Source organism: Kribbella swartbergensis (assembly GCF_054784135.1).
Map to the genome: position 1 here is coordinate 423,835 of NZ_BAAGPM010000017.1, position 12,542 is coordinate 436,376.

A 12,542-nucleotide genomic window follows, 5' to 3' on the forward strand; every position below is an offset into this window, starting at 1 on the left:
CACCTCGAGCCCGGCGAGGCCGACCTCTAGGACGACGTCAGGTGCTTGAAGGCGGACAGTGCGCGCTGGATGTTCTCGACCGAGTTCGCGTACGAGAAGCGCAGGTGGCCCTCGCCGTACGCGCCGAACGCCGTCCCCGGCAGGCAGGCCACGCCGGCCTCCTCGAGCAGGCGGTCGGCCAGCGTCGCGGCCGACATACCGAGTTCGCTGATGTTCGGGAACGCGTAGAACGCGCCGCCGGGCTCGACGCAGGAGACACCCGGTATGTCGTTCAGACCCGACACGATCACCTCGCGCCGCTCCCGGAACGCGGCGAGCATGGTGTCGACGTCGTCCCACGGTCCCTCGAGGGCCGCGATCGCGGCGTGCTGGCTGAACGCCGACGTACAGGAGACCGAGTTGATCACCAGGCGGGTGATCGGCTCGATCAGCGGCTGCGGGAACACGCCGAAACCGAGCCGCCAGCCGGTCATCGCGAACGTCTTCGACCAGCCGTCGAGCAGGATGGTCCGCTCCGCCATGCCGTCGACGTCGAGCACGCTGTGGTGCTCGCCGTCGTACCGGAGCGCCCAGTAGACCTCGTCGCTGAGCACCACCAGGTCGTGCCGGTTCGCGATCTCGGCGATCGCCTCGAGTTGCTCGGGCGTCGACGCGCTGCCGCACGGGTTGTGCGGGGAGTTGAGGATCAGCAGCTTGGTGCGGTCGGTGACCAGCGAGGCGAGTTCCTCGGGGTCGATGACGAACCCGTTCTCCTCCCGCAGCGGCACCGGGACCGGAGTGGCGCCGGCGAACGAGGCGATCGACGCGTACATCGGGAAGCCCGGGTCCGGGTAGAGGACCTCGTCGCCCTCCTCGCACAGCGCCATGATCGTGAAGAACATGATCGGCTTGGCGCCGGGCGTGATCAGCACCCGGTCCGGCGTGGTGCGGAGCCGGTCGGTGCGCTCGAGAAAGTCCGCCACCGCGGTCCGCAGCTCGGGGATGCCGGGCGCCGGCACGTAGTGCGTGTGGCCCTTGTCCAGCGCCTGCTGCGCGGCGGCCGCGACGTGGGCCGGGGTGTCGAAGTCCGGCTCGCCGATCTCGAGGTGCACGATCTCCCGGCCGCTCGCCTCCAGCGCCTTGGCCTTGGCCAGCACCTCGAACGCAGACTCGGTCCCGAGACGTTCCATCCGCCCAGCTAGTTTCACAGGCACGAGCCTAGTCCACCCGCTGGTTACCGGCTGAAACCGATTGCCCCGGGTGGAATCATCGGGCCCATCAGCTGGAAAGGGAGTGCGGAATGGCACGGGTAGCGGTCACCGGAAGCAGCGGCAAGCTCGGCCGGGCGGTGGTGGATCACCTGCTGGACAACGGCTGGGAGGTGGTCGCCCTCGACCAGGCTCCGCCGGCGCGGACCGGCGTCACGTCGACGCGGGTCGACCTGACCGACTTCGGCCAGACCTACGAGGCACTGGCGGGGATCGACGACCGGCATGGCGGTGTCGACGCGGTCGTGCATCTGGCCGCGATCCCGGCGCCGGGGCTGCGGCCGAACGCGGCGACGTTCGAGAACAACATGGTGGCCACCTACAACGTGTTCTCGGCGGCACTGCGGGCCGGTGTGCGCAACATCGTCTGGGCGTCGAGCGAGACCGTGCTCGGTCTGCCCTTCGACGAGTTCCCGCCGTACGTGCCGGTGGACGAGGAGTACGCGCCGCGGCCGAACAGCACGTACTCCCTGGTGAAGACGCTCGAGGAGGAGCTGGCCCGGCAGCTGGTTCGTTGGCATCCGGACCTGAAGCTGATCGGCCTGCGGTTCTCCAACGTGATGTATCCCGAGGACTACGCGGCGTTCCCGTCGTTCGACGCCGACGCCAGGCTGCGCAAGTGGAACCTGTGGGGCTACATCGACGCCCGCGACGGCGCCCAGGCGGTCCGCAAGGCGCTCGAGTACGACGTGACCGGCACCGACGTGTTCATCATCGCCAACGCGGACACGGTGATGACCCGGCCGAACGAAGAGCTGCTGGCCGAGGTCTTCCCCGGCGTACCGGTGAAGCGGCCGTTCGGGCCGCACGAGACCCTGCTGTCCATCGACAAGGCCCGCAAGCTCCTCGGCTACGAGCCACAGCACTCCTGGCGCGACTAGGCCGGGCCGTACGGGAATACCTTGTCCGGGTCGTACGCCGCGCGGACCTCGGTCAGCCGGGCGAAGGTGTCCGCCGGCCAGGAGCCTTCGTACGAACCGGGGACGTCGAACGCGCCCGCGAAGTTCACGGTGTGTTCGGACGAGATCCAGTTGGCGAGCGGCCCGGCGACGCGGTCGGCCGCGGCCGGCAGGACATTCTCGAACAGGCTCGGGTCCGGTACGCCGATCAGCACGAAGCTGTAGCCGCCGCCGCGTCCACCGACCGCACTGCCCTCCGGTACGTCGCGATGCGTCGCGCCGCCGAGGTGTCGGATCTCCATTGCCACCAGGGGGAGTTGCTGATCCGGCCCGGCAACCTCGAGCAAGGCGGTGGCGAAGCCGGCGTCCACGTCGTTCAGCAGCATGCCGCGGTCCCACGCTGGCAGCGGGCCCTTCGGGTCGTTGTGGATCAGCGCGATGTCGCTCGCCGGCATCTCGCCGACGCCGTCGATGACCGCCGTACCGGCGTCCCGGATCGGCTGGAGCAACCGCTCGCCCTCGGCCGGGTCGCCGACGAAGGCGTAGCGGACGGTCAGTGTCGTCTTGCCCCGCAGCGGTTCGGGGATGGCGTCCAGCGGCGGCAGCCGCAGGATCGCGACCGAGGAGTTCACGGTCTCCGGGACCGTCTTGGTCCACTCGACCCAGGTGGTGAACACCGACGCGATGTCGTCCGCGGCGAAGAAGAGCGACCCGCCGTACAGGCTGGTGAGCTCGACCAGCTCGAAGTCCATCGACAGGACCAGCCCGAGTCCGCCCTTGCCGCCGCGCAGCGCCCAGAACAGGTCGGCGTTCTGCTCGGCGTCGGCCGTGACGACCTCGCCGGTCCCGGGGACGACGCGGAAGCCGCGGGCCCAGTCGGACGAGAAGCCGTACGTGCGGGCCAGCGGGCCCAGTCCGCCGCCGAGCGTGTAGCCGATGCAGCCGACCGCGTCGGAGGCCCCGGTGATCGGCGCGAGCCCGTGCTCGGCCGCGGCCGCGACGACCTGGGCCCACCGGCAACCCGCCTCGATGTGCGCGACCCGGCCGTCGATGCGGACCTTCGACAGCCGCGACGTGTTGACCAGGACGCCGTCTTCGATCGCCCTCGGCGAACCGTGCCCGGTCGCCAGGACGCGGACCGGAGTACCGCTTGCGGCCGCCGTCCGCACCACCGCGACCGCATCCGCCTCGGACGTGATCCCGACCGCCACCTCGGGCCGGTGCTGCGCGGCCAGGTTGAAGCCGGCGACCTCGGCCGCGAACCCCTCGTCCCCGGGCCCGAACACCGGCCCCTGCACCACACCCCGAAGCTGTTCCAGCAACTCGCCCATCGGTCCACCCCTCTCCAGGACCGCAGTCTTCCTGCTGAGAGGGTCAGACGATGCGAACCCGGAGGCGGCGGAAGCCCCGGCCCTTGCTCTCCATCTTGACGACTTCCATCCGGCCGATCATCGCGGTGGAGGCGACATGGGTGCCGCCGTCGGCCTGGGTGTCGAGGCCGGCGATGTCGACGATCCGGACGACCTCGATGTCGGGTGGCAGCAGGTTGGTCGCGGTCCGGATGATGTCCGGGATCGCGAACGCCTCCTCCCGCGGCAGGTTGGCGACCGTGATCCGCCGGTCGTTGCGGATCTCCGCGTTGACCGCCTCGGCGACCCGGTCCTTGAAGTCCGGCGGCACCTCGGCCAGGTCGAAGTCCATCCGCGCGGTGAGCGGCTCCATGTTCCCGCCGGTGACCAGAGCGCCGAAGTCCCGGAAGACCACGCCGGTCAGCACGTGCAGGCCGGAGTGCGTCCGCATCAGGTCCGTACGGCGCTCGTCGTCCAGCGCACCGCGGACGGCTGTGCCTGCCGGCGGCACCGGGTCGTCCTCGTGCGGCACCAGGTAGAGGTCGTCGCCCTTGACCGTGCCCAGGATCCGGGTCCGCACCCCGCCCCAGAGCAGGACGCCCTGGTCCGGTGGCTGGCCGCCTCCGCCGGGATAGAACGCGGACCGGTCGAGCACGATGCCGCGTTCCGGGTCGACGCCGACCACGGTCGCGTCCCACTCCCGCAGGGTGGCGTCGTCCAGGTCCAGCCGATGGGTGTGCCCGTGCTGACTCACGTCGCCGAATCTAGCAACCAGCCGTTGACGCCCGGCCGTGGCGGCGTGGATTCTCGACTCCAGGGGTTGGGGGAGAGATGGGGCAACGCAGTCCGCTGGTCACGCTCGCGGCCGCAGCCGTCGGCCTGGTCGCGCTGCTCGTCGTGAACAGCACCCAGACCGGCGCCACCTCGACGTCCTACGACGCAGCCCCGCCCGCTACCAGTTCGCCGCCACCGGCGCCGACTGCGTCCCCGACAGCCAGGTCCGCGACCCCAACCCCTACCCAGCCACAGATTGTCGCGGTCTTCACCGGCCGTACGACGGGCCGCGAAGCGACTCTTGCCGTCGCGGTGAAGGGCGGCCGGGCCGCGGCGTACGTCTGCGACGGCCGCCGCGTCGAGGCCTGGTTGACCGGATCGCATGAGGCCGGCCGCCTGGCACTGCGCTCCAAGGCCGGTGACCGGCTGGCCGGAACGCTGTCCGCGCAGACCGTGACCGGCACGATCACCGTCCGCGGCCGCCAACTGTCGTTCACGATCGACAAGGCCGACCCACCCGCGGGTCTGTACCGGGCCCGCACCGCACGGAACACGATCGGCTGGATCGTCCTCCCGGATGGCAGTCAGGTCGGCATCGACAACGACGGCAGCCCGGCTCCCGCGCCGCCGCTCGATCCGTCCAGCGGTACGGCGACCGTCGGCGGTACTGCGGTCACCGCCGCGTCGATCACCGGCGACGAGACGTTCTGAGGACAGCGATGACGACGACTGTGCCGGTCCGGGCCGCGAGCAGGGTCGCGGTTCCGCTGTCCGTCGGTGCCGCGGTCGCCGTCGGACTGGGTGTCTACGGTCGGCTGCACGATCCGACCGGTGTCGCGATCAACGTCGCCGGCTTCTCCGGTCCGCTCTCGGTGAAGTCCTGGCTGGCCACGATCGCCGTGGTGCTGGCCGTCGTACAACTCGTCTCTGCGATGGCGCTGTTCGGGCACCTTCGCGGGCTGGCCGGGCGGCCGTGGGTCGGGCCGTTGCACCGATGGTCCGGACGGGCTGCCGTGGCGTTCACCCTTCCCGTGGTCGCGCATTGCCTTTACGCCCTGGGATTCCGGTACGACGAGCCGCGCGTCCTGATCCACTCCTTGCTCGGCTGCTTCTTCTACGGCGCGTTCGCGGCCAAGATGCTGACGCTGAGCCGGAGCGACGTGCCGCGGTGGCTGCTGCCGGTGGCCGGCGGAGCGGTGTTCACCGGACTGGTCGGGCTGTGGCTGACGTCGTCGCTGTGGTTCTTCACCACCTTCGGAATCATTCGTTGAGAGGACGAGTCGTGGACGAGCCGAACCGCCGTACTGTCCTCGCCGCCGGCGCGGCCGCAATCGCCGCCGTGTCCGGCTGCAGCACGTACGGCGAACCCCGGAACACACCGGCGACTTCGGCGCCGGCGAATGCTGTCCTCGCCAAGACCGGCGACGTCCCGGTCGGCGGCGGCGTGATCATCGGCGACCGCCAGATCGTCGTCACCCAGCCGACGGCAGGCACGTTCAAGGCGTTCACCTCGGTCTGCACCCACCAGCAGTGCCAGGTCGCGAACGTCGAGGGCGGCACGATCAACTGCACCTGCCACGGCAGCAAGTTCGACATCAAGGACGGTTCCGTGGTCCGTGAGCCGGCTGCCCAACCGCTGGCGGCCAAGCCGATCAAGGTGTCCGGGGACTCCATCCAGCTTGCTTGAGTTCAAGCGGGCTTCAACTGCCATCCTGACGGCATGGTCGAATTCGGAGTGCAGGTGACGCCGACCGCGGAGGTCGGCTTGCATCGGGAACTGGTCGCGGCCGCCGAGGAGGGCGGGCTGGACCTGGTCGCCGTCCAGGATCATCCGTACGCGCCGACCCAGCTCGACGCGATGACGTTGATCGGGGATCTGCTCGCCAGGACCGAGCGGCTGCGATTCTTCCCCGACGTGGCACCGCTGCCCTTGCGGCCGCCAGGAATGCTGGCACAGGCCGCCGCGGCGCTCGACGTGCTGTCCGGCGGGCGGTTCGAGCTGGGTCTCGGAGCCGGCGGGTTCCCGCGCGGCATCACCGGCATCGGCGGGCCGCGGCGCACCCCGGCGGAGGCGCTCGAAGCGCTGGCCGAGGGGATCGGGCTGCTCCGGCGGCTGTGGACCGAGCCCGGCCGAGTGGTTGCTGACGGCAAGTACTACCCGCTGAACCTGCGCACCGGTCCGCTGCCGGTCCACGACATCTCGATCTGGGTCGGCTCGGTCGGGCCGCGCTCGATGGAACTCACCGGCCGGCTGGCCGACGGCTGGGCTGCGCCGATCCCGAAGTATCTGCCGTACGAGCAGTGGGCCGAGGCGAACGCGATCATCGACAAGGCGGCCGAGGCGGCCGGCCGGGATCCGGCGGACGTGCTCCGGATCGCCCAGGTCGTCGGCACCATCACCGACGGACCCGGGGACACCGACACCACCCGGGGCGACGCGCCTTTGCGCGGTACGCCGGACCAGTGGGCGGCGTTCTTCGCCCGGCTGGCCACGGAGCAGCCGTTCCGGACGTTCGTCTTCTGGCCGGAGCACCACGACCTGACCCAGATCACCCGGTTCGCGGCGGACGTCGTACCGGCCACGAGGGCACTGCTGGCCTGATTCGAGCGTGACTACCACGGGTGACGACGCACCGGAACAGGGGGCCGACTCGACGGTAGGCCTTCCGGGCTGAAAACCTGTGCCAGCGGCACGGCCCGAAAAGACAATAGGGCCGGCCGTGACAACAGGTGAGACACGGAGGCGGTCGATGTTCAAGCGTATCGCAGTGGTGAACCGCGGTGAGGCCGCGATGCGGCTGATCAACGCGGTGCGTGAGCTCAACGCCGAGGGCGGTGAGCCCATCCGGACGATTGCGCTGTACACGGACGGTGAGCGGACTGCCACCTTCGTACGGGAGGCCGACATCGCCTACCCACTCGGCCCGGCGTCCGCGCGGCCGTACCTGGACCTCCAGGTGCTGGAGCGTGCGCTGCGCGAGACCGAGGCGGACGCGGCCTGGGTCGGCTGGGGGTTCGTCGCCGAGGACCCGGCCTTCGCGGAGCTGTGCGACCGGCTCGGCGTGACGTTCATCGGGCCGCCGGCCGACGCGATGCGCAAGCTGGGCGACAAGATCGGGTCCAAGCTGATCGCCGAGGAGGTCGGCGTACCGGTCGCGCCCTGGAGCCGGGGCGCGGTGGAGTCGCTGGAGGCGGCGCTCGAGGCGGCTTCCGGGATCGGCTACCCGTTGATGCTGAAGGCCACCGCGGGCGGTGGCGGCCGGGGGATCCGGGTGATCCGGTCGGCCGAAGAACTCGAGGACGCGTACGCGCGGACCAGCGACGAGGCGGCGCGGGCCTTCGGCAGCGGCGTGGTGTTCCTGGAGCGCCTGGTCACCGGCGCCCGGCACGTCGAGGTGCAGGTCATCGCCGACGGCCAGGGCACGGCGTGGGCGCTGGGTGTCCGCGACTGCTCGGTGCAGCGGCGGAACCAGAAGGTGATCGAGGAGTCCGCGTCCCCGCTGCTGTCCGCGGCCCAGGTCGAGGAGCTGAAGGCGTCGGCCGAGCGGCTGGCGCTCGCGGTCGGCTACCGCGGTGCCGCGACCGTCGAGTTCCTGTACCACCCGGGCGACAAGACCTTCGCGTTCCTCGAGGTGAACACGCGGCTGCAGGTCGAGCACCCGATCACCGAGCTGACCACCGACTTCGACCTGGTCAAGGCGCAGCTGCACGTCGCCTCCGGCGGCCGGCTGGAAGGCACCAAACCGGCCGAGACCGGGCACGCCGTCGAGGCCCGGCTGAACGCCGAGGACCCGGATCGCGACTTCGCGCCGTCGCCCGGGCGGATCGCCGTCCTCGACCTGCCGGCCGGACCCGGTGTGCGGGTCGACACCGGCGTGAGCGCGGGGGACAGCATCCCGGCGGACTTCGACTCGATGATCGCGAAGATCATCGCCTACGGCCGGACCCGCGACGAGGCGCTCGCCCGGCTGCGCCGGGCCGTCGGCGCGACCACCGTGCTGATCGAGGGCGGCACCACCAACAAGAGCTTCATCCTCGAACTGCTCGACCAGCCCGAGGTGGTCGACGGCACCGCCGACACCGGCTGGATCGACCGGGTCCGCGGCGAAGGCCGCCTGGTTTCGCACCGGCACTCCGGAGTGGCGCTGGTCGCGGCGGCGATCGAGGGGTACGAGGACGCCGAGCAGGTCGAGGTGACGCGGTTGCTGGAGACCGCCCACGGCGGCCGGCCGCAGGTGCAGCACGAGGTCGGCCGGGCGATCGACCTGAAACTCCGCGGAGTCAGCTACCGCGTGACGGTCGCGCGGATCGGTCCCGACCGGTTCCGGGTCGGCGTCGGCAACGGGACCCAGTTCAAGGTGGTCGACGCCGAGCTGGAGCGGCTGGACTCGTACAGCAGCCGGCTCGTGGTCGGCGGTCAGCGGTTCCGTCTGGTCACCGCGACGCACGGCCCGGTGCACCTGGTCGAGGTCGACGGTGTCACGCACCGGGTCAGCCGCGACGAAGGCGGCGTACTGCGTTCTCCCGCTCCGGCGCTCGTGGTCGCCACGCCGCTCCAGAGCGGTGACACGGTCGAGGCCGGTGCGCCGGTCCTGGTGCTCGAGAGCATGAAGATGGAGACGGTGCTGCACGCGCCGTTCAAGGCCACCGTGAAGGAGTTGCTGGTCGCCACCGGCAGCCAGGTCGAGACCGGTGCGCCGCTGATCCGGCTGGAGCCGGTCGACGACGACGCCGTGGCCGAGGAGGCCGCACCGGTGGAGAACGGCGTACAGCTGGATCTGCCGGACGGGTCGGGCGAGAAGTCGGCGGCCGAGCGGGTCGAGCGGGGCCTGGACGACCTGCGCAGCATGCTGCTCGGCTTCGACATCGACCCGCGGGATGAGGGCGGGATGCTGGCCGACTACCTGGCCGCGCGCTCGGAGCTGCCGGAACCGCCGGTGTGCGCCGAGATCGACCTGTTGCAGGTCTTCGCGGACTTCGCCGAGCTGAGCCGGAACCGGCCGGCCGACGAGGAGATCAGCACCGAGAACCGGGTGCACAGCCCGCGCGAGCACTTCCACACGTACCTGCAGAGCCTGGACCCCGAGCGGGGTGGCCTGCCGGCCGAGTTCCAGACCCGGCTCGCCCGGGTGCTCGGTCACTACGGCGTGACCGACTTCGAGCGCACCACCGAGCTCGAGGAGGCCGTGTTCCGGATCTTCCTCGCCCAGCAGCGGTCCACGCCCGACGTGCTGCTGGTGACGTCGGTGCTGCAGCGCTGGATCGCCGAGCCGCGGCCGGCCGCACCGCTCGACGAAGGTGTGCACGAGTTGCTGGACCGGCTGGTGCTCGCCACCCAGCTGCGTTTCCCGGTGATCGGCGACCTGGCGCGCAGCGTGCGGTTCCGGTGGTTCGACCAGCCTCTCGTGGACGCGGACCGGGCCTCGGTGCTGGCCGGCGTCGGGGACGAGGTCGCGGCCCTCGCCGCCAACCCCGCGGTGCCGGACTACAAGGAGCGGATCGACGCGCTGGCGGCCATCCCCGAACCGATCGTCCGGTTCCTGGCCCAGCGGCTGGAGCGCGGCTGGGGTGAGCGGGAGCCGATGCTCGAGGTACTCATCCGCCGGCACTACCGCGAGTACGAGTTGCACGACCTGCGCGAATTCGTGGTCGACGGGCGGCCGTTCGCGACCGCGGACTACTCGATCGACGACCGGCTCAGCCACCTGGTCACCACGGTCGGCACGGTCGCCGAGCTGTCCGACCCGGACAGCGGGCTGGTCCAGGCTCTGACCGCCCAGGTGGACGCCCGTCCGGCCGGGCACGAGGCGGTGACCGAGCTGTACCTGTACGGTCCGGACGTCCCCGAGGGACAGCAGGAGGCGTCGGACCACCTGCGTACCCTGGTCGCCGCGCTTCCGGTGTCCCAGCAGGTACGGCGGTTCACCGTCGCGATCGCACCCGGTCAGGAGCGCCCGGTCGCGTACTTCACCTACCGCCCGGCGGGCGGCACGGTGACCGAGGACGACAACGTCCGCGGCGTCCACCCGATGGTCGGCCGGCGACTGACGCTGTGGCGCCTGCACGACTTCCGGATCACCCGGCTGGACGCGCCCGAAGACGTGCTGCTCTACCACTGCGTTGCCCGCGACAACGAGGCCGACCAGCGGCTGGTCGCGCTGGCGCAGGTCCGTCAGTTCGCCGTCGTCCGCGACGACGACGGCCAGGTGACCTCGCTGCCGCACGCCGAGCGGGCGATCGCGAACTGCCTGGAGGCGATCCGCCGGGCCCGCACCGAGCGCGGCGCGGCCGGGGCCAAGCTCGACATGAACCACGTCTGGGTGCACATCTGGCCCGAGATCAGGGCCCAGGTCGACGAACTGACCGCGCTGCGGCGCAACATCGCGCCGCTGACCGCGGGCGCCGGCATCGAAGAGGTCGTCGTGCAGGGCCGTGTGCTGACACCGGACGGTTCGGTCAACCTGCTCGCCGCGCGGTTCCACTACCAGCCCGGCGCGGGCGTGGTGACGTCGGTGGAGCCGCCGCCGACCGATCGGCTGAAGCCGCTCGACGACTACGCGCAGAAGGTCCAGCGGTCCCGCCGCCGCAACACGGTCTACCCGTACGAGGTGGCCGGCATGGTGGCCGGACCGGGTGGCACCTGGACGGAGTACGACCTCGACGACGCCGGCGCCTTGGTGCCGGTCGAGCGGCCGCGCGGACTGAACAAGGCCGGTCTGATCGCCGGCGTGGTCACCACGCCGACCGCCCGGCACCCCGAGGGCATCACCCGGGTCGTGCTCAGCGGTGACCCGACCAAGGCGCTGGGCGCGGTGGCGGAACCGGAGTGCTCGCGGATCATCGCCGCCCTCGACCTGGCCGAGCGGATGCGGGTGCCGGTGGAGTGGTACTCGCTGTCCGCGGGGGCCCGGATCTCGATGGACTCCGGCACCGAGAACATGGACTGGGTGGCCAGGGCGCTGAAGCGGATCGTCGAGTTCACCCAGGACGGCGGCGAGATCAACATCGTGGTCGCGGGCATCAACGTCGGCGCGCAGCCGTACTGGAACGCCGAGGCGACCATGCTGATGCACACCAAGGGCATCCTGGTGATGACGCCGGACAGCGCGATGGTGCTGACCGGAAAGCAGACGCTCGACTTCTCCGGCAGCGTCTCGGCCGAGGACAACTTCGGCATCGGCGGTTACGACCGGGTGATGGGACCCAACGGCCAGGCGCAGTACTGGGCGCCCGACCTCAAGGGTGCCCGGGACGTGCTGATGGCCTACTACGACCACACGTATGTCGTCCCCGGGGAGGCCGGTCCGCGACGTGCCGAGACGTCCGACCCGATCGACCGCGACGTGACGACGTACCCGCACCATGCGGCCGGCAGCGACTTCCGCACCATCGGCGAGATCTTCTCCGCGGCCACGAACCCGGACCGCAAGAAGGCGTTCGACATCCGCACACTGATGCGGGCGATCACCGACCAGGACCACCCCGTGCTGGAGCGCTGGGCCGGGATGGCCGACGCCGACACCGCGGTCGTGCAGGACGCCCGGCTCGGCGGGTACCCGGTCTGCCTGGTCGGGATCGAGTCCAAGTCGGTGCCGCGGCGGGGCTTCCCGCCGGCTGACGGCCCGGACACCTACACGGCCGGCACGCTGTTCCCGCGGTCGTCGAAGAAGGTCGCCCGGGCGATCAACGCGGCCAGCGGGAACCGCCCGCTGGTGGTGCTGGCGAACCTGTCCGGCTTCGACGGCTCGCCGGACTCGATGCGGAACCTGCAACTCGAGTACGGCGCGGAGATCGGCCGGGCGATCGTGAACTTCCAGGGCCCGATCGTGTTCTGCGTCGTGTCGCGGTACCACGGCGGCGCGTTCGTGGTGTTCTCCAAGGCGCTGAACCCGTCGATGACGGTGCTCGCGGTCGAGGGGTCGTTCGCATCGGTCATCGGTGGCGCGCCGGCGGCGGCGGTGGTGTTCTCCGCCGACGTCGACGCGCGGACCGCGGCGGACCCGCGGGTCGCGTCACTGGCCGAGCGGGTCAGCGAGGCGACCGGCGCGGAGCGGGCCGCCCTGGCGACCGAGCTGGCCGAGGTGCGATCCGCCGTACGGGCCGAGAAGCTGGGTGAGGTCGCGACCGAGTTCGACCGGGTGCACAGCATCCAGCGCGCGGCCGAGGTCGGCTCGGTCGACGCGGTGATCACGGCCCACGAGCTGCGCCCCCGCCTGGTCGAGGCAATCGCCGCCGGCCTGGCACGAGGAGTACCGGCCCCCTAACCTGGAGGT

The 12,542-nt window shown here is 71.1% G+C and carries 9 protein-coding genes; 6 read left to right on the forward strand and 3 right to left on the reverse strand.

The features are described from left to right. Positions 1-26: 26 nt before the first annotated feature. The gene (locus ACYVOK_RS13860) at positions 27-1,169 is read right to left on the reverse strand and encodes a pyridoxal phosphate-dependent aminotransferase (protein WP_460662776.1); all 1,143 of its coding nucleotides are present in this window, start codon (positions 1,167-1,169) and stop codon (positions 27-29) included. Between the two features lie 110 nt (positions 1,170-1,279). On the opposite strand from ACYVOK_RS13860, the gene ACYVOK_RS13865 reads away from it, so the two are divergent. After that, a complete protein-coding gene (locus ACYVOK_RS13865; protein WP_460662777.1) occupies positions 1,280-2,128 on the forward strand; it encodes an NAD-dependent epimerase/dehydratase family protein in 849 nt (282 codons plus the stop codon). Here ACYVOK_RS13865 and ACYVOK_RS13870 read toward each other — a convergent pair. Together ACYVOK_RS13870 and ACYVOK_RS13875 are read right to left on the reverse strand one after the other, a co-directional pair. After that, positions 2,125-3,477 carry an FAD-binding oxidoreductase gene (locus ACYVOK_RS13870; RefSeq protein WP_460662778.1) on the reverse strand — a complete coding sequence of 451 codons (1,353 nt, stop codon included), beginning with the start codon at positions 3,475-3,477 and terminating at the stop codon, positions 2,125-2,127. The genes ACYVOK_RS13865 and ACYVOK_RS13870 overlap by 4 nt on opposite strands. Positions 3,478-3,520: 43 nt before the next feature. Continuing rightward, a complete protein-coding gene (locus tag ACYVOK_RS13875; protein WP_460662779.1) occupies positions 3,521-4,249 on the reverse strand; it encodes an alanyl-tRNA editing protein in 729 nt (242 codons plus the stop codon). Between the two features lie 77 nt (positions 4,250-4,326). Here ACYVOK_RS13875 and ACYVOK_RS13880 point away from each other — a divergent pair, with 77 nt between their 5' ends. The 5 genes from ACYVOK_RS13880 to ACYVOK_RS13900 all read left to right on the forward strand — a co-directional run bounded on the left by ACYVOK_RS13880 (position 4,327) and on the right by ACYVOK_RS13900 (position 12,533). Further along, a complete protein-coding gene (locus ACYVOK_RS13880) occupies positions 4,327-4,980 on the forward strand; it encodes a hypothetical protein (protein ID WP_460662780.1) in 654 nt (217 codons plus the stop codon). 8 nt (positions 4,981-4,988) lie between these two features. Continuing rightward, positions 4,989-5,540: a DUF6529 family protein gene (locus ACYVOK_RS13885; RefSeq protein ID WP_460662781.1), complete on the forward strand. Its 552-nt coding sequence runs from the start codon at positions 4,989-4,991 to the stop codon at positions 5,538-5,540. A gap of 11 nt (positions 5,541-5,551) precedes the next feature. Further along, positions 5,552-5,956, forward strand: a complete 405-nt coding sequence (locus ACYVOK_RS13890; RefSeq protein WP_460662782.1) for a Rieske (2Fe-2S) protein — start codon at positions 5,552-5,554, stop codon at positions 5,954-5,956. Positions 5,957-5,989: 33 nt separating this feature from the next. Beyond that, on the forward strand, positions 5,990-6,871 hold the full coding sequence (locus tag ACYVOK_RS13895) for an LLM class flavin-dependent oxidoreductase (protein WP_460662783.1): 882 nt from the start codon (positions 5,990-5,992) through the stop codon (positions 6,869-6,871). 148 nt (positions 6,872-7,019) lie between these two features. Continuing rightward, entirely contained in the window at positions 7,020-12,533 is a 5,514-nt protein-coding gene (locus tag ACYVOK_RS13900) for an ATP-binding protein (RefSeq protein ID WP_460662784.1), read from the forward strand. Positions 12,534-12,542 lie beyond the last annotated feature (9 nt).

Coding starts and splice junctions, on each gene's coding strand:
- ACYVOK_RS13860 (WP_460662776.1), bottom strand. CDS start 1,169: ATGGAACGTCTCGGGACCGAGTCTGCGTTCGAGGTGCTGGCCAAGGCC.
- ACYVOK_RS13865 (WP_460662777.1), top strand. CDS start 1,280: ATGGCACGGGTAGCGGTCACCGGAAGCAGCGGCAAGCTCGGCCGGGCG.
- ACYVOK_RS13870 (WP_460662778.1), bottom strand. CDS start 3,477: ATGGGCGAGTTGCTGGAACAGCTTCGGGGTGTGGTGCAGGGGCCGGTG.
- ACYVOK_RS13880 (WP_460662780.1), top strand. CDS start 4,327: ATGGGGCAACGCAGTCCGCTGGTCACGCTCGCGGCCGCAGCCGTCGGC.
- ACYVOK_RS13885 (WP_460662781.1), top strand. CDS start 4,989: ATGACGACGACTGTGCCGGTCCGGGCCGCGAGCAGGGTCGCGGTTCCG.
- ACYVOK_RS13895 (WP_460662783.1), top strand. CDS start 5,990: ATGGTCGAATTCGGAGTGCAGGTGACGCCGACCGCGGAGGTCGGCTTG.
- ACYVOK_RS13900 (WP_460662784.1), top strand. CDS start 7,020: ATGTTCAAGCGTATCGCAGTGGTGAACCGCGGTGAGGCCGCGATGCGG.